The organism is Allobosea sp. BE125, from assembly GCF_031456075.1.
Taxonomy (GTDB): domain Bacteria; phylum Pseudomonadota; class Alphaproteobacteria; order Rhizobiales; family Beijerinckiaceae; genus Allobosea.
Window position 1 is genome coordinate 265463 of the sequence record NZ_JAVDTY010000003.1, and the last position, 19460, is coordinate 284922.

General features: G+C 65.3%; 20 protein-coding genes. 6 read left to right on the forward strand and 14 right to left on the reverse strand.

The annotated features are described in order from the left end of the window. Positions 1 to 14: 14 nt before the first annotated feature. On the reverse strand, positions 15 to 1052 hold the full coding sequence (locus J2Y55_RS09820) for a 4-hydroxythreonine-4-phosphate dehydrogenase PdxA (protein ID WP_310151461.1): 1038 nt from the start codon (positions 1050 to 1052) through the stop codon (positions 15 to 17). 162 nt (positions 1053 to 1214) lie between these two features. On the opposite strand from J2Y55_RS09820, the gene J2Y55_RS09825 reads away from it, so the two are divergent. The 4 genes from J2Y55_RS09825 to J2Y55_RS09840 all read left to right on the forward strand — a co-directional run bounded on the left by J2Y55_RS09825 (position 1215) and on the right by J2Y55_RS09840 (position 5624). Further along, on the forward strand, positions 1215 to 2699 hold the full coding sequence (locus tag J2Y55_RS09825) for a flagellar biosynthesis protein FlgA (RefSeq protein ID WP_310151465.1): 1485 nt from the start codon (positions 1215 to 1217) through the stop codon (positions 2697 to 2699). Continuing rightward, positions 2696 to 3361 carry a GntR family transcriptional regulator gene (locus J2Y55_RS09830; RefSeq protein ID WP_310151468.1) on the forward strand — a complete coding sequence of 222 codons (666 nt, stop codon included), beginning with the start codon at positions 2696 to 2698 and terminating at the stop codon, positions 3359 to 3361. Before J2Y55_RS09825 ends, J2Y55_RS09830 begins: the two co-directional genes overlap by 4 nt. A 119-nt stretch (positions 3362 to 3480) precedes the next feature. Continuing rightward, complete coding sequence (locus J2Y55_RS09835; RefSeq protein ID WP_310151472.1) at positions 3481 to 4221, forward strand: metallophosphoesterase family protein; 741 nt, start codon at positions 3481 to 3483, stop codon at positions 4219 to 4221. A 14-nt stretch (positions 4222 to 4235) separates the two neighbouring features. Then, positions 4236 to 5624, forward strand: coding sequence for a protein kinase domain-containing protein (locus J2Y55_RS09840; RefSeq protein ID WP_310151475.1), 1389 nt, complete (start codon positions 4236 to 4238; stop codon positions 5622 to 5624). Between the two features lie 87 nt (positions 5625 to 5711). On the opposite strand, the gene dhaK is transcribed toward J2Y55_RS09840, so the two are convergent. The 13 genes from dhaK to J2Y55_RS09905 form a co-directional block, all read right to left on the reverse strand. Then, positions 5712 to 6698 (reverse strand): dihydroxyacetone kinase subunit DhaK, encoded by a 987-nt coding sequence (gene dhaK / locus J2Y55_RS09845; RefSeq protein WP_310151478.1) that lies wholly within the window; start codon positions 6696 to 6698, stop codon positions 5712 to 5714. Beyond that, positions 6695 to 7150, reverse strand: a complete 456-nt coding sequence (locus tag J2Y55_RS09850) for a hypothetical protein (RefSeq protein WP_310151480.1) — start codon at positions 7148 to 7150, stop codon at positions 6695 to 6697. Before J2Y55_RS09850 ends, dhaK begins: the two co-directional genes overlap by 4 nt. Continuing rightward, the gene (gene ptsP / locus J2Y55_RS09855) at positions 7147 to 8751 is read right to left on the reverse strand and encodes a phosphoenolpyruvate--protein phosphotransferase (RefSeq protein ID WP_310151483.1); all 1605 of its coding nucleotides are present in this window, start codon (positions 8749 to 8751) and stop codon (positions 7147 to 7149) included. The genes J2Y55_RS09850 and ptsP overlap by 4 nt, the downstream gene beginning before the upstream one ends. Before the next feature lie 6 nt (positions 8752 to 8757). Beyond that, complete coding sequence (locus J2Y55_RS09860; RefSeq protein WP_310152025.1) at positions 8758 to 9036, reverse strand: HPr family phosphocarrier protein; 279 nt, start codon at positions 9034 to 9036, stop codon at positions 8758 to 8760. A 56-nt stretch (positions 9037 to 9092) separates the two neighbouring features. Next, positions 9093 to 9491 carry a dihydroxyacetone kinase phosphoryl donor subunit DhaM gene (gene dhaM, locus J2Y55_RS09865; protein ID WP_310151486.1) on the reverse strand — a complete coding sequence of 133 codons (399 nt, stop codon included), beginning with the start codon at positions 9489 to 9491 and terminating at the stop codon, positions 9093 to 9095. 4 nt (positions 9492 to 9495) lie between these two features. Then, entirely contained in the window at positions 9496 to 10098 is a 603-nt protein-coding gene (dhaL, locus tag J2Y55_RS09870; RefSeq protein ID WP_310151489.1) for a dihydroxyacetone kinase subunit DhaL, read from the reverse strand. A gap of 3 nt (positions 10099 to 10101) precedes the next feature. After that, positions 10102 to 11115 (reverse strand): ABC transporter ATP-binding protein, encoded by a 1014-nt coding sequence (locus J2Y55_RS09875; RefSeq protein ID WP_310151492.1) that lies wholly within the window; start codon positions 11113 to 11115, stop codon positions 10102 to 10104. Further along, positions 11108 to 12229 carry an ABC transporter ATP-binding protein gene (locus J2Y55_RS09880; protein ID WP_310151495.1) on the reverse strand — a complete coding sequence of 374 codons (1122 nt, stop codon included), beginning with the start codon at positions 12227 to 12229 and terminating at the stop codon, positions 11108 to 11110. Before J2Y55_RS09880 ends, J2Y55_RS09875 begins: the two co-directional genes overlap by 8 nt. A 3-nt stretch (positions 12230 to 12232) precedes the next feature. After that, entirely contained in the window at positions 12233 to 12457 is a 225-nt protein-coding gene (locus tag J2Y55_RS09885; protein WP_310151498.1) for a hypothetical protein, read from the reverse strand. Beyond that, the gene (locus tag J2Y55_RS09890; protein ID WP_310151501.1) at positions 12454 to 13422 is read right to left on the reverse strand and encodes a carbohydrate ABC transporter permease; all 969 of its coding nucleotides are present in this window, start codon (positions 13420 to 13422) and stop codon (positions 12454 to 12456) included. Before J2Y55_RS09890 ends, J2Y55_RS09885 begins: the two co-directional genes overlap by 4 nt. Then, complete coding sequence (locus tag J2Y55_RS09895; protein ID WP_310151505.1) at positions 13419 to 14339, reverse strand: carbohydrate ABC transporter permease; 921 nt, start codon at positions 14337 to 14339, stop codon at positions 13419 to 13421. Before J2Y55_RS09895 ends, J2Y55_RS09890 begins: the two co-directional genes overlap by 4 nt. Before the next feature lie 132 nt (positions 14340 to 14471). Then, the gene (locus J2Y55_RS09900) at positions 14472 to 15779 is read right to left on the reverse strand and encodes an ABC transporter substrate-binding protein (RefSeq protein WP_404978880.1); all 1308 of its coding nucleotides are present in this window, start codon (positions 15777 to 15779) and stop codon (positions 14472 to 14474) included. 414 nt (positions 15780 to 16193) lie between these two features. Continuing rightward, positions 16194 to 17468, reverse strand: a complete 1275-nt coding sequence (locus J2Y55_RS09905) for a hypothetical protein (RefSeq protein ID WP_310151508.1) — start codon at positions 17466 to 17468, stop codon at positions 16194 to 16196. A gap of 652 nt (positions 17469 to 18120) precedes the next feature. Here J2Y55_RS09905 and J2Y55_RS09910 point away from each other — a divergent pair. Next, positions 18121 to 18606, forward strand: a complete 486-nt coding sequence (locus J2Y55_RS09910; RefSeq protein ID WP_310151510.1) for a Csu type fimbrial protein — start codon at positions 18121 to 18123, stop codon at positions 18604 to 18606. 131 nt (positions 18607 to 18737) lie between these two features. Then, positions 18738 to 19457 (forward strand): fimbrial biogenesis chaperone, encoded by a 720-nt coding sequence (locus tag J2Y55_RS09915; RefSeq protein ID WP_310151512.1) that lies wholly within the window; start codon positions 18738 to 18740, stop codon positions 19455 to 19457. The last annotated feature ends 3 nt before the right edge of the window (positions 19458 to 19460 follow it).

Consider the following 19460-nt stretch of genomic DNA (forward strand, 5'->3'; position numbering starts at 1 on the left):
AGGCCGTGGTTCTGTCAGGCCGCAGCCTTGGCCCTCGCCTTTCCGTCCTGCGCCATCTTGATGGCGAGCGAGAGCGCGGCGCGGGTGGCGCCGAGATTGGCGATGCCCTTGCCGGCGATCTCATAGGCCGTGCCATGGGCGGGCGTGCAGATCGGGAAGGGAAAGCCGCCGATCAAGGTGACGCCGCGGTCGAAGCCGATCAGCTTCATCGCGATCTGGCCCTGGTCGTGATACATCGTCAAAACAGCGTCGAAATCGCCATTCCTGGCACGCAGGAACACGGTGTCGGAGGGGAACGGCCCCTCGACGGTGAAGCCTTGCGCCTTGGCGGCCTTGACCGCCGGCTCGATCGTCTCGATCTCGTCGCGGCCGAAATTGCCGCCATCGCCGGCATGGGGATTGATGCCCGCGACCGCGATGCGCGGCGGGTTGAAACCGGCGGCGCGCAGATTGGCGTCGGCCAGCGTCAAGGCGCGCAGGATGCGCTCCTGAGTGATGTTCTGCGCGACCTCGGACAGCGGAATATGCGAGGTGACGCGGGCGTTCCAGAGCTTGTCCAGGATGTTGAACTCGCTCGCCGCGCCCTCGAAAGCGATCGCATCGCGCACGAAGCGGATCTCGTCATCATAGCCGGGATAGGCAAAGCGCATCGCCGCCTTGTTGAAGGGCGTGAAGAAGACCGCATCAGCCTGCCCCGAGGCCGCGAATTGCAGCGCGCGGCGGAAATTCCCGGTCGCGGCCTTGCCGCCGGCGAGCGTCGCCTTGCCGCGCTCCAGATCGGCCGGATCGTGATTGGCGAGATCGATGAAGACCGGGGCGTCCGAGCCTGTGGGAATGGCGTCGCCGTCGCGGATCAGCTGGACGGCAGGATCGACCTTGCCGTCCTGCGCGCCGAGATCGAGCAGGCGCTTGTCGCCGAACACGACATAGCGGGCGGCGTGACGCAGATCGGGCTCGACCAGGATACGGGCGGTGAGTTCGGGGCTGATGCCGGAGGGGTCGCCCATCGCGACCGCGATCACCGGCAGCGCGCCATTCGCACGGCTTTCCATGAGATAGTCTCCAGCTTCGTCTTGTTGGGCTCTGGCTAGCACGGCCCCTCTTTCGCAGCAAGTATGCTGTATGCAGCATATTCTCCTTGCTGTAGACAGAGATCGAAAGGCGCGAACCGGCCCAGCCGGATGACAGTGCCAGATACGGGAAGCGAGACGACAATGAATTTCCACGCGCATTACGCCGGCATCACGCAGCCGATCGAGACCTGCCTGATCGGCAGCGGCGGCTTCGGCCGCAGCTATCTCGCCCAGGCGCGCCGCATCGCGCTGGTCAATGCGCGCATCGCCGTCGACATGACGGCGGAAGCGGCCGGGCGCGCCTTTGCCGCGGCCGGGATCGCGGCAAGCGAGATCGCGCTTTGTGACAATGCGGCTGAAGCGCGCGCAGCCTGGGCAACTGGCCGCCATGTCGCGGCGGGGCGGCTGGAGAGCGTCATCGACCTGCCCTTCGCGATGCTGGTCGAGGCGACGGGCGGCCCCGAGGCCGCGACCCGCCACAGCCTGATGGCGATCGAGACCGGCAAACATGTCGCGCTCGTCTCCAAGGAGGCTGACAGCGTCGTCGGGCCTGGCCTTGCCCGCCTCGGCCGCGACAAGGGCGTGGTCGTCACCCCCGTCGACGGCGACCAGCCCAGCCTGTTGATCGCGCTGGTGAGCTGGGCAGAGGTTCTGGGGCTGGAGCTGATCGCAGCGGGCAAATCGAGCGAATACGACTTCGTCTTCGACGCCGCGACCGGGTCCGTCAGCTGCAACGGCGTGACCAGGCTGCTGCCGGAATTGCGCGAGCACTGGCTGCCGGGCGAGCGCTCCGTCGTCGCGACCGCCGCGGAACGCGCCCGCATCCTCGGCCAGGCCTTTCCGCTGCGGGCAGTGCCTGATCTCTGCGAGATGACGCTCGTTGCCAATGCGACCGACCTCGTCGCAGACACCGCCGCTTTCCATGCCCCGCCGGCGCGCATCCCGGAGATCGCCGACCTGTTTTCGCAGGCGACGCAGGGCGGCCTGCTTTCGGGTACGCGGCGAATCGACGTGTTCCACCATCTGCGCCTGGCCGAGGAAGCGAGCTTCGCCGGTGGCGTCTTCGTCGTCGTCGCCTGCGAGAACGCCGAAACCTGGGAGATGCTCGCCGGCAAGGGTCATGTCGTCAGCCGCATGGCTAAGACCGCGATGCTGTATCTGCCGCGCCACCTGCTGGGGGTGGAGGTCGCCACCTCCATTCTCGACGCAGCCGGCCTCGGCCGCTCCGGCTATGGCGACGACTACCGCCCGCGCCAGGATCTCGTCGCGGTCGCGCAGCGCGATCTCGCGGCCGGCACGGTGCTGACCATGGGCGGGCATCATCACAGCATCGAGGGCGTGGGCGCGGAGGTCCGTCCTGCCGCCGCCCTCGCGCAGGACCGCCCTGCCCCGTTCTATCTGGCCGCCGACCGCAAGCTCCTGCGCCCGGTCAAGGCCGGCCAGGCGATCGCGCTGGGCGATGTCGACATCGCCGCGGATTCAAGCCTGCTCGCGATGCGCCGGCGGCAGGATGCCCTGTTTGCGGACAAGGCAGGGTTTGCGGACAAGGCAGGCGATGCCGGTTTGACAGCGCAGGGAGGCCATGCCGTAAACGGCGCGAGCACAGGAGCAATGGCAGCACGATGAGCGAAGCGGTGGCCGAGTATCCGAGGATCACGCGCCGCACCTTGCATGAGGAGGTGCTGGAGCGCCTTCGCGACATGATCATCGAAGGCAGGCTCGAACCCGGCCAGCGCATCAATGAGGGCCAGGTCGGCGCGCAGCTCGGGGTTTCGCGCACGCCTTTGCGCGAGGCGATCAAGACGCTCGCCAGCGAGGGGCTCGTCGAGATCCTGCCTGCCAAGGGCGCGATCGTGCGCAAATTCACCGCCAAGGATCTCGCGCAGATCCTGCAGGTGCTGAAGACGCTGGAACAGCTCGGCGGCCGCATGGCCTGCGAGCTGGCCAGCGACGCGACGATTCAAGCGATCAACGGGCTGCATGAGCGGATGCTGGCGCTCTACAAATCCAATAACCGGCTCGAATATTTCAAGCTCAACCAGGCGATCCACAGCGCCATCGTCGCGGCCTCGGGCAACCCCGTGCTGATGGAAATGCACGAGACGCTGCAGGCGCGGATCAAGCGCTTGCGCTTCATCGGCAATGAAGGGCCGCAGAAATGGGCCGGCGCCGTCGCCGAGCATGAGGAGATGATGGCGGCGCTGCTGAAGCGCGACGCAGACGCGCTTCTCGACGTCATCGGCCGGCATATGGAATCGACCAGGCTGCGCGTCGCCGACGTGTTTTGATCGGGCACTGTTCAGCTCGCCCCGACGACGGCGGAGCGCGGATCGCCTTCGCGCTCGAAGCAAGACCGACTTAAGCCCATTCGACGCCCCGCCTGCGTCGATGCTAACACCATCCGACCATGCGTATCGCGGTGCTCTCCGACATCCATGCCAATCGCGAAGCGCTGGAGGCGGTGCTCGAGCTTGTCGAAGAGCTGGCGCCGGACCAGATCGTCATCCTTGGCGATCTGGTCGGTTACGGGCCCGATCCCGAATTTGCGATCGAGACGGTGGCGCGGCTCGTCTCCGACGGCGCGCTCTGCGTGCTCGGTAACCATGACGAGGCCGCACGCTCCGACAGGGACAAGCTGACTCCGAATGCGCGCGAAGCGATACGCTGGACCCGCACGCGGCTGAACGACGACCATCGCGCCTTCCTCGCGGCACTGCCGCTGTCGATCACGCGCTTCGGCTGCCAATGGGTCCATGCCAGCGCCTACCGGCCCGAGAGCTGGGACTATGTCTCCGATCCCGAAGCGGCGCTGCGCTGCCTGGCGGCAAGCACGGAGGCGCTGATCTGCTGCGGACATACGCACCGGCCAACCGTGTTCTACAGCCACCCGAACCGACGACCGACGATGTTCGTCCCACGCGACGAAATCGCCGCGCCGCTATTGCCGCGGCACCGGCACGTCATCGTCACAGGGGCCGTCGGCCAGCCGCGCGACGGCAATCCAGCGGCGTGCTTTGCGCTGCTGGACCTGGAGGAGGCCAGCGTGACGATGCGGCGCGTGCCCTATGACAGCGAGGCGACAGCCGCCAAGATCAAGAGGCTCGGCCTCTCCAGCTGGCTGGGTCTGCGCCTGCTGATCGGTCGATGAGGAGGGAGGACGCCGTGGAACGACCCCAAACCGGCTCCGAGATCGACGGCTTCGAACTGACCGAGCGGCTCGCCTCCGGCGGCATGGCCTCGCTGTGGCGGGCGCGGCACGCAGATTTCGACGTCCCTCTCGTCCTCAAGATCCCGTTCCTCGATCCCGGGCAGGACGTGTCGGTGATCATCGGCTACGAGGTCGAGGAGATGATCCTGAAGCGGCTCTCCGGCCCGCATGTGCCACGCTTCATCGCCTCCGGCGATCTTGCTGAGCTGCCCTATCTCGCCATGGAGTTCGTCGCGGGCGTGAGCCTTGCGAAACACGCTGAGACCGCACCGCTTCCCACCGAAGAGGTGGTGCGGATCGGCATCGCGATCGGCACGGCGCTCGCGGACCTCCATCGCCAGGGCGTCGTCCATCTCGACCTCAAGCCGCAGAACGTCATCCTGGCGGAACGCGGCGCGGTGCTGCTGGATTTCGGGCTGGCGCGACACGCCGATCTGCCGGACCTGCTCGGCGAGGAAAGTGCGGTGCCGATGGGCACGCCCGCCTATATCGCCCCCGAACAGGTGCTGGGCGACCGAACCGACCCCGCCAGCGATCTCTTCGCGCTCGGCTGCATTCTTTATCAGCTTGCGACCGGCGAGGAGCCCTTCGGAAGGCCCTCGACCACCGCCGGCATGAAGCGGCGCCTGTACCATACGCCACGCCCCATGCGCGCGATCAGGTCCGACATCCCTGCCTGGCTCGAAGCGATCGTGGCGCGCTGCCTCGAGGTCGATCGCAACCGGCGCTACGCCGACGCCGCCAAGCTGATTTTCGATCTGCGCAACCCCGACCAGGTCGTGCTGCCGCGCTCGAACCGCGCCCGACCAGGCGGAATTCTCGGCCGGCTGAAGCGGCTGTTCGACCGTCCCAGCGAAGCGGCGCTGGTCGGAACGGCGGCGGAAGACCGCCGCCGGGCCGGACCTTCGATCGTGCTCACCACCGTCGATCTGTCTGATGGAGCCACCCCGCTGGCGGCGGCTATATTGGCCGAGACGCAGCGACTTCTCGCGACGCGGCCGGATTCCTGGCTCGCCTGCCTGACCGTGCTCAAGACCGATCTGGTCAAGGAAACCCAATACGCCGACTCCAAAGGCCGCTCGATCTACGTCAAGCGGCTGGTCGCGCTGAAGGACTGGGCGCGGCCGCTGCATCTGAGCGAGGAGCGTGTCAGCTATCACGTCATCGAGGCGGTGAGTGCCGCCGATGCGATCCTGCGCTATGCCGAGCACAACCAGATCGACCACATCGTCATCGGCGCCCGCTCCTCTTCGGCGCTGCGCCGCCATCTCGGCAGTGTTTCAACCAAGGTCGTCGCGGAGGCGCATTGCTCGGTCTCGGTCGTGCGGATCAAGGGCGCTTGATACGGCCTCGGGCAACCCCGTGCTGATGGACATGCACGAGACGCATTGTCTTCACGCGAACCAGTGTCCACTTCGCTCGAAAATACTCTACCCCCAGCGCAGCCCAGCCGTGTGGACCGGCGCGTCCCAGAGCCCGATCAGGCTGTCGTCCAGCGCCGTCACGGTCAAGGAACAGCCGGCCATGTCCAGAGAGGTGACATAGGAGCCGACCAGCCCGCGGGCGATGGCCAAACCACGTCCCGTCATGATGCGCCTTGCGGCATTGGCCATCAGATAGAGCTCCATGCTCGGCGTACCACCAAAGCCATTGACCAGGAGCAGGCAGGGCGTGCCCCGCGCCGGCGCCAGGTCGTCGAGGATCGCGCTCATCATCTCGTCGGCTATGGCGTCGGCGGAGGCGAGCTTCACGCGCCGCCGGCCCGGTTCGCCATGAATACCGACGCCGATCTCCATCTCGTCCTCGCCTAGCGTGAAGGTCGGCTTGCCAGCCGCAGGCACGGTGCAGGAGCTCAGCGCCACGCCCATCGAGCGGGTGCGCCGATTGACCTCGTCGCCAAGCGCCTTCAACGCACTCAGGTCGCGGCGCTGCTCGGCTGCCGCGCCCACCATCTTCTCGACAATCATCGTGCCGGCGACGCCGCGTCGGCCGGTCGACCAGGTCGATTTCGGCACGGCCACGTCGTCATCGGTGACGACCGTCGCGATTGTCCCCTCCGCCATCTCGGCCGCCATCTCGAAGTTCATGACATCGCCTTCGTAGTTCTTGACGATGAAGAGCGAGCCGGCGCCGGTCTCGACGGCCGTCAACGCGGCCAGCATCTGGTCAGGCGTCGGCGAGGTGAAGACCTGCCCCGGGCAGGCGGCATCGAGCATGCCGAGCCCGACAAAGCCGGCGTGAAGTGGCTCATGGCCGGAACCACCACCCGAGATCAGCGCCACCTTGCCGTCCGTCAGCGCCTTGCGTCGGACGAATTTTTCGTCCTCACCGAGGACGAGGATATCACCATGGATGGCTTCCAGTCCCTGAAGGCTCTCCGACAGGATGCTGTCGACCGCGTTGATCAGCTTCTTCATGAGCGTCCCCCCAGTGTCTCGGCTTCTTCATCGTCATTGGTCGCAATGAGCGACACCAGGCCGCGCGCAACCCCCAGCACGATGTGGTCGGCGCGTGCATTCAGATCGGGGCTGCCGAAATCCGGCAGTTCAACCACCAGCCGGCGCATGGGACGTGCGGTATCGACCACCTCCAGGCGACCGGGATGCGCGGCCTGATAGGCGCTCAGGAAGGCCTGCCGTTCCGGCGGTGCGAAATGGCAGACATGGAAGATCGTCTCCAGATGCTGGACCGGCACGGGCGTGGCATAGGCGGGGTTGATGATCTGCGAAATGAAGCTGCGGTTCTTGCCGATGGCTTCAGCAAGGCGCTGTCTGGTGCCGGAGGGGCGGTTTTCGATGACCGCGCGCAGGATCGCCTTGTAGGCGGCCAGCGGCGATGTGTCGGGCGGGATCGTCTCGGAGCTGGTCATGCCCTCGGCTCCCGCCCGGATAGATCGACATCGCGGATCGCTGCCTTTGCCTGCGCCAGCAGACCGGGAGCGACCGACACGGCCCGCACGCCTGCCCGCAGCAGCGCCGCGATGGCGCGCGGATCGCCACCGGCATCGCCGCAGAGGCTGACCTCGCGACCGACCTCGGCGCCATGCCTCGCGACATGGGCGATCATGGCGAGCACGCCGGGATGCAGGACATCGGCATAGGTCGCGACCTCCGAGCCATCGCGAGCGGCCGCCGTGGCATATTGCGTCAGGTCGTTGGAGCCGATCGAGAAGAAGGCGGCGTCGAAGCCTGCGATCGCCATGGCCGCGGCCGGCACCTCGACCATGATGCCGAGCGCAGGGGCGGAATGAGCCACGCCTTCGGCCGCGAGTTCGGCCAGGGCGGCGTCGAGCAGAGCCCGCGCCTGCTCCAGTTCCTGCGCCATCGTCACCATGGGCAGCATGATCTTGAGCGGACCCAGGGCCGCCGCGCGAGCCAGCGCCCGCAGCTGCACGCGGAAGATCCCGGGATGGCGCAGCGACAGCCTGATGCCGCGCAGGCCCAGGAAGGGATTGGCCTCGCCGGCGATGGTGTAGCCGGAAATCGGCTTGTCGCCGCCGGCATCGAGGGTGCGGATCGTGACCGGCCGGCCGGCGGCCCAGCGCAGCAACCCGGCATAGGTCTCGAACTGGCGCACCTCGTCACGCAGCGCGTGTTCGACGAGGAACTCGGTGCGCGTCAGGCCGATGCCATCGCAGGCCTCGGCAGCCAGATCGGCGAGATCGGCCAGGCCGGCGACATTGATCATCACACTGATGCGGGTTCCGTCGCGGGTCAGTGCCGGCTCGTCCCTGCGGGCCTCCGCCTGGCTTCGCGAGCGTCCCAGTTCGTCTGCCTGCCGTTTCGCCCGCGCGATGCTCTCGTTGGACGGGCCGGTCAGCACGAGCCCTTCCAGCCCGTCGACGATCACGGTGCCGGAGACCGCCTGCCATTCCGAGCCGATGCCGACCACCATCGGCACGCCGCGCCCGCGCGCCAGCATGGCGACATGGCTGGACGGGCTCCCCGCGCCGAGCACGATCCCGCCGCCCTGCGACCAGTCGATACCGAGGAAGGCCGATGGCGGCAGGTCCTCTCCCACGATGACGGCGCCGGCAGGCGCCTGCGTCAACTCCGGCAGGCCGAAGAGATGGCGCAGCACGCGGTCGCAGATGTCGGCGAGATCGGCCGAACGGGCCCGGAAATACAAATCGTCGGAGATTTCATATCCGGCGATCTCCTCCGCCATGGCCTGTCGCCACGCCATGTCCGCGGCCATGCCGCGGTCGATCGCGGCATAGGCGCTCTCGGTCAGGGCGTCGTCCTCCAGCAGCGCCACCTGAAAGCCGACGATGTCGGCGGCTTCGCCTTCGAGGCTCCCGGCCAGGGCTGCGACAGCCCGCAGGGAGGCGGCGACAGCGTCCGCCAGCGCCTGCTTTTCACTCGCGACGGCCCCCTTCGCGCGCCTGAGCTCACCGACCGCCCGAAACGTCACGGCCGGCCCGAAGGCGAGCCCGCTGGAGGCGGCCAGACCAGGTAGACGCCGTTCCATCTCCGCTCACTCCTCGTCGAACTTGCGGGTGACGATCTCGACCAACGCGGCCAGCGCAGCCGGAGCATCTTCGCCGCTGGCCTTGAAATGCAGCATCTCGCCCTGCGACGCCTTGACCCGCATGATCTTCACCGGGCTCTTGGCGTCGGTCCATGGACCAGCCGCGCTGGTGGCCACCTCGATGCGTGAGCCGAAGCGCTTGGCGGTCTGGGTCAGCTTCACCGAGGGCCGGGCATGGAGCCCGACCTTGTTGGTGAGCAGGACACTGGCCGTCACCTCCTGCATGCCGAGATTCCCTTCGTTCCCTTTGGCCGACGCATCGTTCATGCCTGCATGAACGTTCATGCCTGCATGAGTTCCTCGGCCGTCGCCTGCACCACCGCCAGCGGCGAGCCGCCCGATGCCTCGGTAGCAGCCATCACCGCGCCTTCGACGATCGGTGCATTACAGATGACGATGCGTTCGCGCCGCTCTTCCGGCATCATTTCCACCGCCATCTCGCTATTGGTCTCGGCTCCGCCGAGATCGACCAGGATGGCGACGCCGGCTTCCGACCAGGCCTTGTCGATCGCCGCCATGATGGCGGCGACATCGGTGCCGAGCCCGCCCTCGGCATTGCCTCCCACCGAGGCGAGCAGAACATTGTCGCCGACCATCTGGCGAACCATATCGGCCGCGCCTTCCGCCACCTTGGCCGAGTGCGACACGATGACGATGCCGACATTTGTGCTGGCTGGCATGCTTTCAGGCTCCGATGGCGTTGCAGATTGCCGTAGCCAGGAGCGCCGATGAGCGCGCGCCTGGGTCGATATGGCCGATCGAACGATCGCCCAGAAACGAGGCGCGTCCGCGAATGGCCTTGAGCGGCAGCGTCGCCTCGGCCGCTGCGCTTGCGACCGCCGGCAGGCGCGAGGCGAGATCGGCGCCGCCCTCGGCAAGCGCAGCCTGCAGGGGGCCGAGCACATCGAGCATGGTTTTCTGGCCGAGTTCGGACTTGCCCCGCGCCTTCACCGCCTCGATTGCGGCAGCCAGCGCCCGCGCCAGATCCGCGATCGTCGGCTCCGGCGGCAACTCCTTGCCGAGCGTCATGAACAGCGTGCCGTAGAGCGGCCCCGATGCGCCGCCGACCTTCATGACCAGCGTCGTGCCGATCGTCTTCAGGGCATCGGGCAGCGGCTTGGCTGCGATCGCGTCGGCTTCCGCCAGCACGGCCTCGAAACCGCGCTTCATGTTCAGGCCGTGATCGCCGTCGCCGATCGCCTGATCGAGCACGGTCAGTTCGTCGGCATGCGCCAGGATCGTGTCGGCCATCGCCGTGATCAGATGCGTCTTCAGCGCGTGGTCCATGCTTCACCTCACCCGCTGGCCGTGCGCATCGAAGAAGAGTGGTCGACGCAGGCTCACCGACACGTCGTCGCCGACGCCCAGGCCCGCGTCGGGATCCACCAGGCTGACGATCTGCTGCTGATTCACCGCGATATGCAGGTGGTTCTGGTCGCCGAGCCGCTCGATCCAGTTGACCCTGCCGGTCACAGCACCGTTGCTGGCCCTGGCGATGGCGAGATGTTCGGTGCGCACGCCGATGGTGGCCGCAGCCGCCGGCGCGTCGATCTCGGGGAAGAGCGCCCGCGGCACCAGATTGATGCCCGGACTGCCGAGGCGGGTCGCGACATAGATGTCGGCTGGATCCTCATAGATGCTGCGCGGCGAGCCGATCTGCACAAGCCGGCCCTGATGGATCACGCCGATGCGCGAGGCGAGCGTCATCGCCTCGGTCTGGTCATGGGTGACGTAGAGCATGGTCGCGCCGAGATCCTGCTGGATGCGCTTCAATTCGATGCGCAGCTCCGAGCGCAGCTTGGCGTCGAGCGAGGAGAGCGGCTCGTCCATCAGATAGATCGCCGGGCGGCGCACCAGGGCACGGCCGATGGCGACGCGCTGCATCTGGCCGCCGGACAGCTGCGTCGCGCGGTTGCCCAGCTTGTCCTCGATCCGCAGCAGCCGCGCCACCTCGCCCACAGCGCGCTTGATCTCGTCCTCGGGCGTGCGCCGCGTCGGCGAGCGCAGCGGGAAAGCCAGGTTGTCGAAGACGCTCAAATGCGGATAGAGCGAATATTGCTGGAACACGAAGGTCACGTCGCGGGCCGCCGGCGGCAGGCCGGTGACATCGACGCCGCCGATGAAGACCCGGCCGTCATCTGGAGTCTCCAGCCCGGCGACGAGGCGCAAGGTCGTCGTCTTGCCCGCTCCGGTCGGCCCCAGCAGCACGACGAATTCGCCGTCAGTGATGGTGAGCGAGACATCGTCCACCGCCTTCACCGCGCCAAAGCGCTTCGAGACCTGCGTCAGAGCGATCTCAGCCATGGGCTCGCCTCGCAGCGCCGGCCTCATGCAGGGCGGAGCGGATGACCTTGCCGGTCGCCGCATCGAACAACGAGAGCCGCTCCGGCTTGAAGGAGAGGCTGACCCGGTCACCGGCCGCCGCCCTCAGATGGGCTGGCAGCCGGACCTTGAGCATGCCGCGCGGGGTGGTGACGGTCACGATCTGATTGGTGCCGAGATATTCGGCGCCGAAGATCTCGCCGGGCAACACGCCGCCCTGGCGCCCGGGATCGCCGATGACGACCTGCTCCGGTCGCACCCCCAGCGCCAGCGGCCCAGGCGCGCGGGTCTCGCGCAGTTCGGGCAGGGGAATGACGGCGGCATCGATGGTGACCTCTGTCGAGCCCGCGATGGCGGCTCCGTCGAAGTGAATGAAATTCATCGCGGGCGAGCCGATGAAATCGCCGACGAACATCGAGGTCGGGCGGTCATAGATGTCCTGGGGCGGGCCGAGTTGCTCGATCATGCCGTCATTCATCACCGCGATCTTGTCGGCCATCGACATGGCCTCCAGCTGGTCATGAGTGACATAGACCGTCGTCGCCTTCAGCCGGTCGTGCAGGGCGCGCAGCTCGCCGCACATCAGATGGCGGAACTCGGCGTCGAGCGCGCCCAGCGGCTCGTCCATCATGAAGGCCTTGGGCTCGCGCACGATGGCGCGCCCGAGCGCGACCCGTTGCCGGTCGCCGCCCGAAAGGCCCGAGACCGGCTTGTCGAGGAAATGCTCGATCCGCAAGGTCTTCGCGGCGTCCTCGACCCGCCGCCTGATTTCGGCCTTCGGAACGCCCATCGAGACCAATGGGAAAGAGATGTTCTTGCGCACGTTCATGTGCGGGTAGAGCGCGAAGAGCTGGAACACCATGGCGATATCGCGCTCGCGGGCGCGCTTGAAGGTGACGTCCTCGCCATCGAGCCGGATCGAGCCCGCCGAGGGGAGTTCGAGCCCCGCCACCATGCGCAAGGTCGTGGTCTTGCCGCAGCCGGAGGGACCGAGCAGGCAGAAGAAATCACCGTCCTCGACCGTGAAGCTCGTATCCCGCACCGCCGTGAAGGATCCGAACTGTTTCACCAGATTGTCGACCCGGATCTCGGCCATGGTTCACTCCGGGAACTTGGTGACGAAGGTGAACATGACGACGCCGATGAGCGTGGTGACGAAGGAATAGCCGTAGAGCGTCAGCGAGAAGGGCTGCAGCAACATCAGCACGCCGGCCGCGATCAGCACCGTGGCCAAGGTCTCCATCGGCCCGCGCCGAAGCAGCTTCGGCCAGCGCGATCGAGGCGCTCCGTCCGATTGGCGGGAATGGCTGGCATGCAGGTTCATTTGCGCACCGCCCCGAAGGTGATGCCGCGCAGCAGGTGCTTGCGCAGCAGCACCGTGAAAACCAGGATCGGGATCAGGAACAGGGTCGTCCCGGCCGCCACCGCCGGCCAGTCCTGCCCGCCCTCCCCGATGATGATCGGGATGAAGGGCGGGGCGGTCTGAGCCGTGCCGGAGGTCAGCAGCACCGCGAAGGCATACTCGTTCCAGGCGAAGATCAGGCAGAAGATCGCGGTCGCGACGATGCCGGTCGTGGCCTGCGGCAGCACGACCTTCCGGAAGGCCTGCAGCCGCGTATAGCCGTCGATCATGGCGGCTTCCTCGTATTCGCGCGGGATCTCGTCGATGAAGCCCTTGAGCAGCCAGACGGCGAGCGAAACATTGACCGAGGTGTAGAGCAGGATCATCCCGAGCCTCGTATCGGAGAGGCCGAGCTCGCGGTACATCAGGAAGATCGGGATCGCGACGGCGATGGGCGGCATCATCCGCGTCGACAGGATGAAAAAGAGCAGATCGTCCTTCAAAGGCACCTTGAAGCGCGAGAAGGCATAGGCCGCGCAGGTGCCCAGACCCACCGAGAGCACGGTCGAGCCGAAGGCGATGATCAGCGAGTTGAGGAAGCGCGGCACATAATTTGAGGGTCCGACGACGACCATGCTGCGCGAGCGCGTGATCTCTTCGCAGGCCGAGTTCACTGGGGGGAGCGAGGCGAGATAATCCGCTGTCTGGCGCGAACGCGTGTTGAAGAGATTGCAATAGCCTTCGATCGAGGGCTCGAAATGCACGAACGGCACGACCTTGGGCGGGTAGGAGATCGAGTCCGGTGGCGTCTTGATGCTGGTCAGGCCGATCCAGACCAGCGGCACGAGCGCCACCAGCGCGTAGAGCACCACGATCGCGCCGGCGAGCAGCTTGACCCGGCCGCTTGGCGCGACGACGGAATGGGCGGTGGAGGTCGCGCCGCTCATCGTGCCTTCACCTTGTTCAGGGCCTTCACATAGATGTTCGCCAGCCCGAACACGGCGACGAACAGGATGATCGCGAAGGCGGAGGAATAGCCGGTGCGCCAGGCCTCGAAGGCGGCGCGCTTGAGCGTGATCGATGCGAGTTCGGTGGTCGAGCCCGGCCCGCCGGAGGTCAAAAGGTTGACCATGTCGAACATCTTGAAGTTCTCGATGCCGCGGAACAGCACGGCCAGCATGATGAAGGGCAGGCACATCGGCAGCGTGATCGAGATGAACTGGCGCCAGTTGCTGGCGCGGTCGACCTCGGCCGCCTCGTAGATGTAGTCCGGGATCGAGCGGAGCCCTGCCAGGCAGATCAGCATGACATAAGGCGTCCACATCCAGGTATCGACGATGATGATCGCCCAGGGGCTCAAGGTGACGTCGCCCAGCATCTGGAAGGAGGACGGTGCAAGCCCGGAGAAGAACGAGACGACGTAATTGAACAGGCCGATCTGCGGCTGGTAGAGGAAGGTCCAGAAATTGCCGACGACGGCCGGCGACAGCATCATCGGGATCAGGATCAGCGTGGTCCAGAAGCCGTGGCCACGGAATTTGCGGTCGATCAGATAGGCGAGTGCGAAGCCGATCACGGTCTGCAGCAGGATCGTCCAGAAAACGAAATGCGCCGTGGCCTGCATACGCTGCCAGATCTCCGGATCCGACAGGATGGTCTGGTAGTGCTCGAGCCCGACATTGCGCAGCGGCGCATTGGGGCGGTTGGCGCGGTAATTCGTGAAGGAGAGCTGGATCGTCCAGATCAACGGGAAGAGGTTGATCGCGAGCAGCAGGATCATCGTCGGCGCAATGAAGAGCCAGGCGATCGTCGTGTCGGAGAGGCCCCTGACACGGTGGGCGATCGGGGCATAGGGTGCGCGCATCCTCGCGCTCCTGAGGCCGGTGATGTCGCTCGCATTCATGACTCGGCACCGTTTCAAGGCAAAGTCGGGAACTGGCTGCGCCTGCTCATGCGAGGCGCAGCCTGTGGCTCGGGCGAGCCGGAAGCCAGCAGCTCAGAGCTTGCCGTCTTCCTTGAAGACCTTTGTCCAATCCTGGATCAGCAGATCGAGCGCCTGCTTGGCCGTGCCCTTATCCGCCACGACATAGTCGTGGACGCGCGCCTGCATCGCTTGGAGGAGCTGGGCATAGGACGGCTCGGCCCAGAAATCGACGACCTCCCCCATGGCAACCAGGAAATCGGCGGCAAATGGCGCCGATTTGGGGAAGGCCGCATCGTTCAGCACACCCTTATGGCAGGTGTAGCCGCCGAGCTCCCACCACTTCTTCTGCACCTCGAGCGAGGCGAACCATTTGATATAGGCAAGCGCTTCGGTCTGGTTGGCCGAGTACGCCACCACCGAGAGCCCCTGCCCGCCGAGCTGCGAGCCTTTGACGGCCTCGCCCGGATTGACGAAAAAGCCGATCTTGTCGCCGCCGACATTCGGATCCTTGAACAGGCCGGGGAAAAAGGCGAACCAGTTCATCTGCATCGCCACCTGGCCGGATTTGAAGGCGTCGAGGCCCTCCTGCATATAGGCGTTCGAGTAGCCCGGCGGCGTGCAGCACTTGAACAGCGACTTATAGAATTCGAGCCCCTTCACGGCGCCCTCGGAATTGACGAAGCCGGCCATGGCGTAAGGCTTCTTGGGATCCTGATATTGGAAACCGAAGGGATAGAGCGCGTTGGCGACGCCCATGGTGATGCCCTCCGAGCCGCGCTCGGTGAAGATCGCGGCGCCATAGACCTTCTTGCCGTCGACGTCGCGGCCCTGGAAGAACTCGGCGACCTGCTTCAGCTCGGTCTGCGTCTTGGGCGCGGCGAGATCGCGGTTGTACTTGGCCTTGAACTCGGCCTGCAGCGCCGGCTTGGCGAACCAGTCCTTGCGGTAGGTCCAGCCGAGCGCGTCGCCCATCGCCGGGAGCGCCCAGTAATTCGGGGTGTTCTTCGGCCACTCGGCATAGCCGGTGACGGTCGCCGGCATGAAGTCATCGATCTTGATGCCTTCCTTGGCGAAGAAATCGTTCAGCTTCACATAATGCTTGTTCTCGGCGGAGCCGCCGATCCATTGCGAGTCGCCGATGATCAGGTCGCAGAGCTTGCCCTTGGAATTGAGCTCGTTGAGCATGCGGTCTGCGAAATTCGGCCAGGGCACGAACTCGAACTTCATCGCGATATTGGTCTTGGCGGTGAAGTCCTTGGAGAGTTCCACCAGCGCATTCGCCGGATCCCAGGCCGCCCAGCACAACGTCAATGATTTGCCTTGCGCCTGAGCTCCCGTCGCTGCCAGCGCCGTGCTCCCGGCCATGGTCGCGGCAAGCATCCATGTTCTGATCATGTTCATGTTTTTGGCCTCCCTTGGCATGCCGTCACCAGCCGTCATTGGGGTGACGGGTGAACCTGCGCGACCGCGAAGGGCACAGCCAAATGAAGGGGCACGGCCGACGCGGGACGTTTCCTCACGCCGCCTCGGAACGAGCCGTCCAAGTTCAGCGATTTGTTTAGCGAATATCAATTCACTAAACATGTCAAGCGCCGCGGAGCGCGGATAAAACACTGCAACGCAGCAACTTATGCCGCATCGCACAAGTTTAGCGACTGCTTGAATATGATCAGGCTAGAGCCGCGCGACCAAGCCGAGATCGTCCCCGGCCGGCATATGGAATCGACCAGGCTGCGCGTCGCCGACATGTCTTGAGGGGCGGATGCTCGCAAACAGCGAACGGAGGATGTCGCGCTATGGTTTTCCCGCGACGTAACCGTAGAAATTGCCAAGGAAGTCGCCGACCGGCAGCGTCTTGCTGCCGTGCGGGATCTGATACTCGCCATCGCCCCAGGTGAAGACCTTGAGCTTGACCGTGCCGTTCGACCGATCGATCAGCGACCGCTGAACGGCCCAATGCTCGGCAGTGGTCGAGCTTTTCGACTGGTCTTTTTCGCTCAGGATGTTCGCGCCGATGAAGAGGCAAATGCGGTAGCCGTCCGCATACAGCCGATTGGCATCGTCGATTTCGCTGAGGCCCATGCTGGCGACGATGTTGGCGTCCTGCTCGACCTTGGAATAGCCCGCGCGCCGGAACCAATCCGCCAGTTCGCCGGGCAAGGTGATGCCGGCGAACTCCTTGTCGGCGTTATCATAATCCAAGAACCAGTTCTCGGAATCGCGGATGCTGGCCATGGTCATCCAGTCGACGTGATCCATCGTCGACGGCGGCCGATAGTGCCGCACGTCCTCGTCCGGTGCGATCTCCAGCCGGTTGAGCTTTGCCCGCCCCTTCTCGTAGAGGTCGATGGCGAAACGGGCATAAGCGCCGGGGTTGTCGGCCGCTTCGCTGAACAGCAGCGCGGCCGGTCCGCACAGGCTCGCCTGGTCCTGCTTGATCAAACCCGGATTGGCGATCCGCATCAGCAGGCCGACGCCGACCTCGTATCGATCCAGGGAGGGAAAGCGGCTCGATCCCGGGCGTTCGAGAAAATCGCAGATAATGCCGGCCGCAAAGAGTTGCCGATCCGTGTCCAGCCTGTAGGGCCCCTTGCCGACCGCCGTCTTGCGGATCGCATTGACGAGCGTCGTCAGCATTGTCTTGGAACGCTGCTGCAGGCTCTTCGCGACGGCCAGGATCGTCATCAGGTCTTTGATCTCATCGGGCGTGATAACGCCATCGCTGAGCGTGCTGCGAATGATGTTGACGACATCGGAATGGCTGAGCGTCATGTCGCCGTCCAAACCGGCATTCAACGATTTCGACACGGATCTGGTCGTGATCGCGTCCCATTGTCCGGGCTTTTTGGGCGGTGCGGGTGGCGGACGCGATGCCAACCCCTCCAATTGCCTCAACACCGGCCCATTCGGTTCGACAAAGCCCGTCGGCCTGCCCTGGGGATATCGTTTCTCGAAGCTCAGGATAGCCTGGTACAGCGCGTCGCTAGCAAACCCGCCGATGATACGTCCGCCCAAGGCTCCCCCGGTTCCGCCATCGGCGATCGGGATACGGTTCAGCAGGGCGATCACGACCTCCTGGTCGCTCTTCCAGTTCTGGCAGTTGGCGCCGGTGCTGACATGCCGTCCGACGCGACCTCGAAGTGGCATGAAAACCTCCTTCGCAGAGCGAGCTGACCAACAGGATAGCCTCATCCCGAGCAGCCTGCCGCATCGTAATGACAGCTCTCATCGATAGCAACGACGCCCCGTTACCACGACGCCTACAATTGAAGCGCAATGCGATCGTCGGCCGGCCTGATCTCGCAGCGTCTGCTATCGGCTTACCCGACGCTTCGAGGGCTCGTCGAGACTCTGCCGGCCAAGGGCGCCAGCGACGTCATCGCTCATCTCGAGCTGCTCGATCACTCGTAGGGCGCAAACCGGGACGAGCGATGACGCCGGCCGTGCTCGTGGAAGACAACGGGCCAATCCCCGTCGGCAAGCTCGCTCGCGCAGCACTCCAGGCCCGCAAGCATTGGCTCATCATCGGTGCCGCGATATGGCGACCCGGTCTTTCAGGTGAGGTTCGAACGTGGAGCCATCGACCTGTACGGGGTCAGGTCACACCCCTTCAGATTGTAATAATCAACTTTTGGTTGCATTTTTCACGATGCATTAACCATCCCGCTCTAGCCTTCATCAGTAGGAATCTATGATCGTAGGTATCGAAAGAGATTTCACCATGAGCCTGCCAAAAATCGCCATCGCTGCGTTTTTTTGCGTGGTGTGTTCGTCTCATTCTAGAGCCGCAACGGCAGTCGGGAACTTTCAAGTACAGATTAATATACAGGCCGCATGCGTCGTTGCGAGCGCGACGGACCTTAACTTCGGCAATGTCGGCGTCCTCGCTGCCAATATCGACACGACGAGCACAATCTCCGTCCAGTGCACGAACACGACGCCCTATACGATCGGCCTCAACCAGGGTGTGAACGGCGCGAGCGTTACGACACGTCAGATGAGCGGCACCGGGGGGCTGGTGAACTACTCGTTGTTTCGCGACGCCAGCCGGACACTGAACTGGGGCACGACGATCGGAACCGATACGGTCGCGGGAACCGGAAACGGCTCCGGACAGAGCTTCACGGTCTATGGCCGGGTGCCTGTTCAGACCACGCCGAGCCCCGCGCTCTATTCCGACACGATCACGGTGACGGTCACCTATTGAGAGGCTACCGCGCCGCCGCGTGAGCCGCGGCATCGCAGCAGAACCCAACGCAACCGATCGCTTCGCAATGATGGAGGCCGCCAAGCGGTTCGCCGGCAGATTCTTGCGCCCAGTTCGAAAGGAAACACGCGATGAAGACCATATCCGCCCTCATCGTCCTGGCGGCCAGCCTCGCGGGGCAGGCAAGCGCCGCCTCGCTGCAGGTCGCGCCGGTGCTGCTCGATCTGCCGGCGCCAGCGACCACCGCCACGATCACGCTGCGAAACACCGATGTCGAGCCGATCACCGCGCAGCTCCGAATCTTCCGTTGGACACAGGTGAACGGTGTAGAGCGGCTCGAGCCGACCAACGATGTCGTCGCTAGCCCGCCCCTGGTCGATCTGCGTTCACGCCAGGACTACACGGTGCGCGTGATCCGTGTCGCCAGCCGGCCGCCGGACAAGGAGGAGGCTTACCGGCTCGTCATCGACGAGTTGCCCAAACCCAAGCGCGCCTCGGGGACCGTTGCGCTGGTCATGCGCCATCTCGTGCCCGTCTTCTTCACGGGAAAGTCGGCCTCGCTTCCCGCCATAAGCTGGAGCGCCGGCCAGCACGGCCGGGGCATGACGCTGGCTGCCGTCAACAGCGGCGACACCCGCGTTCGCCTGGCCGCCGTGACCCTGCGCGATGCGTCGGGACAGGTGCTGTCGGCGGGCAAGGGGCTGCTCGGGTATTCCCTCGGTAGGTCTTCGATGCGGTGGGATATCGCCACGCCGGCGCGCCCGGCGAAATCCGGTGCAAGCGTCACCATCTCCGGCATGACCGAAACTGGTCCGTTCCATGCAACATTCCCCGTGCAAACGGCACGGTAGAGC

Coding starts and splice junctions, on each gene's coding strand:
- J2Y55_RS09910 (WP_310151510.1), top strand. CDS start 18,121: ATGAGCCTGCCAAAAATCGCCATCGCTGCGTTTTTTTGCGTGGTGTGT.
- J2Y55_RS09900 (WP_404978880.1), bottom strand. CDS start 15,779: ATGCTTGCCGCGACCATGGCCGGGAGCACGGCGCTGGCAGCGACGGGA.
- J2Y55_RS09830 (WP_310151468.1), top strand. CDS start 2,696: ATGAGCGAAGCGGTGGCCGAGTATCCGAGGATCACGCGCCGCACCTTG.
- J2Y55_RS09820 (WP_310151461.1), bottom strand. CDS start 1,052: ATGGAAAGCCGTGCGAATGGCGCGCTGCCGGTGATCGCGGTCGCGATG.
- dhaK (WP_310151478.1), bottom strand. CDS start 6,698: ATGAAGAAGCTGATCAACGCGGTCGACAGCATCCTGTCGGAGAGCCTT.
- J2Y55_RS09885 (WP_310151498.1), bottom strand. CDS start 12,457: ATGAACCTGCATGCCAGCCATTCCCGCCAATCGGACGGAGCGCCTCGA.
- J2Y55_RS09825 (WP_310151465.1), top strand. CDS start 1,215: ATGAATTTCCACGCGCATTACGCCGGCATCACGCAGCCGATCGAGACC.
- J2Y55_RS09835 (WP_310151472.1), top strand. CDS start 3,481: ATGCGTATCGCGGTGCTCTCCGACATCCATGCCAATCGCGAAGCGCTG.
- J2Y55_RS09875 (WP_310151492.1), bottom strand. CDS start 11,115: ATGGCTGAGATCGCTCTGACGCAGGTCTCGAAGCGCTTTGGCGCGGTG.
- dhaL (WP_310151489.1), bottom strand. CDS start 10,098: ATGGACCACGCGCTGAAGACGCATCTGATCACGGCGATGGCCGACACG.
- dhaM (WP_310151486.1), bottom strand. CDS start 9,491: ATGCCAGCCAGCACAAATGTCGGCATCGTCATCGTGTCGCACTCGGCC.
- J2Y55_RS09860 (WP_310152025.1), bottom strand. CDS start 9,036: ATGCAGGAGGTGACGGCCAGTGTCCTGCTCACCAACAAGGTCGGGCTC.
- J2Y55_RS09850 (WP_310151480.1), bottom strand. CDS start 7,150: ATGACCAGCTCCGAGACGATCCCGCCCGACACATCGCCGCTGGCCGCC.
- J2Y55_RS09880 (WP_310151495.1), bottom strand. CDS start 12,229: ATGGCCGAGATCCGGGTCGACAATCTGGTGAAACAGTTCGGATCCTTC.
- J2Y55_RS09895 (WP_310151505.1), bottom strand. CDS start 14,339: ATGCGCGCACCCTATGCCCCGATCGCCCACCGTGTCAGGGGCCTCTCC.
- ptsP (WP_310151483.1), bottom strand. CDS start 8,751: ATGGAACGGCGTCTACCTGGTCTGGCCGCCTCCAGCGGGCTCGCCTTC.
- J2Y55_RS09890 (WP_310151501.1), bottom strand. CDS start 13,422: ATGAGCGGCGCGACCTCCACCGCCCATTCCGTCGTCGCGCCAAGCGGC.
- J2Y55_RS09915 (WP_310151512.1), top strand. CDS start 18,738: ATGAAGACCATATCCGCCCTCATCGTCCTGGCGGCCAGCCTCGCGGGG.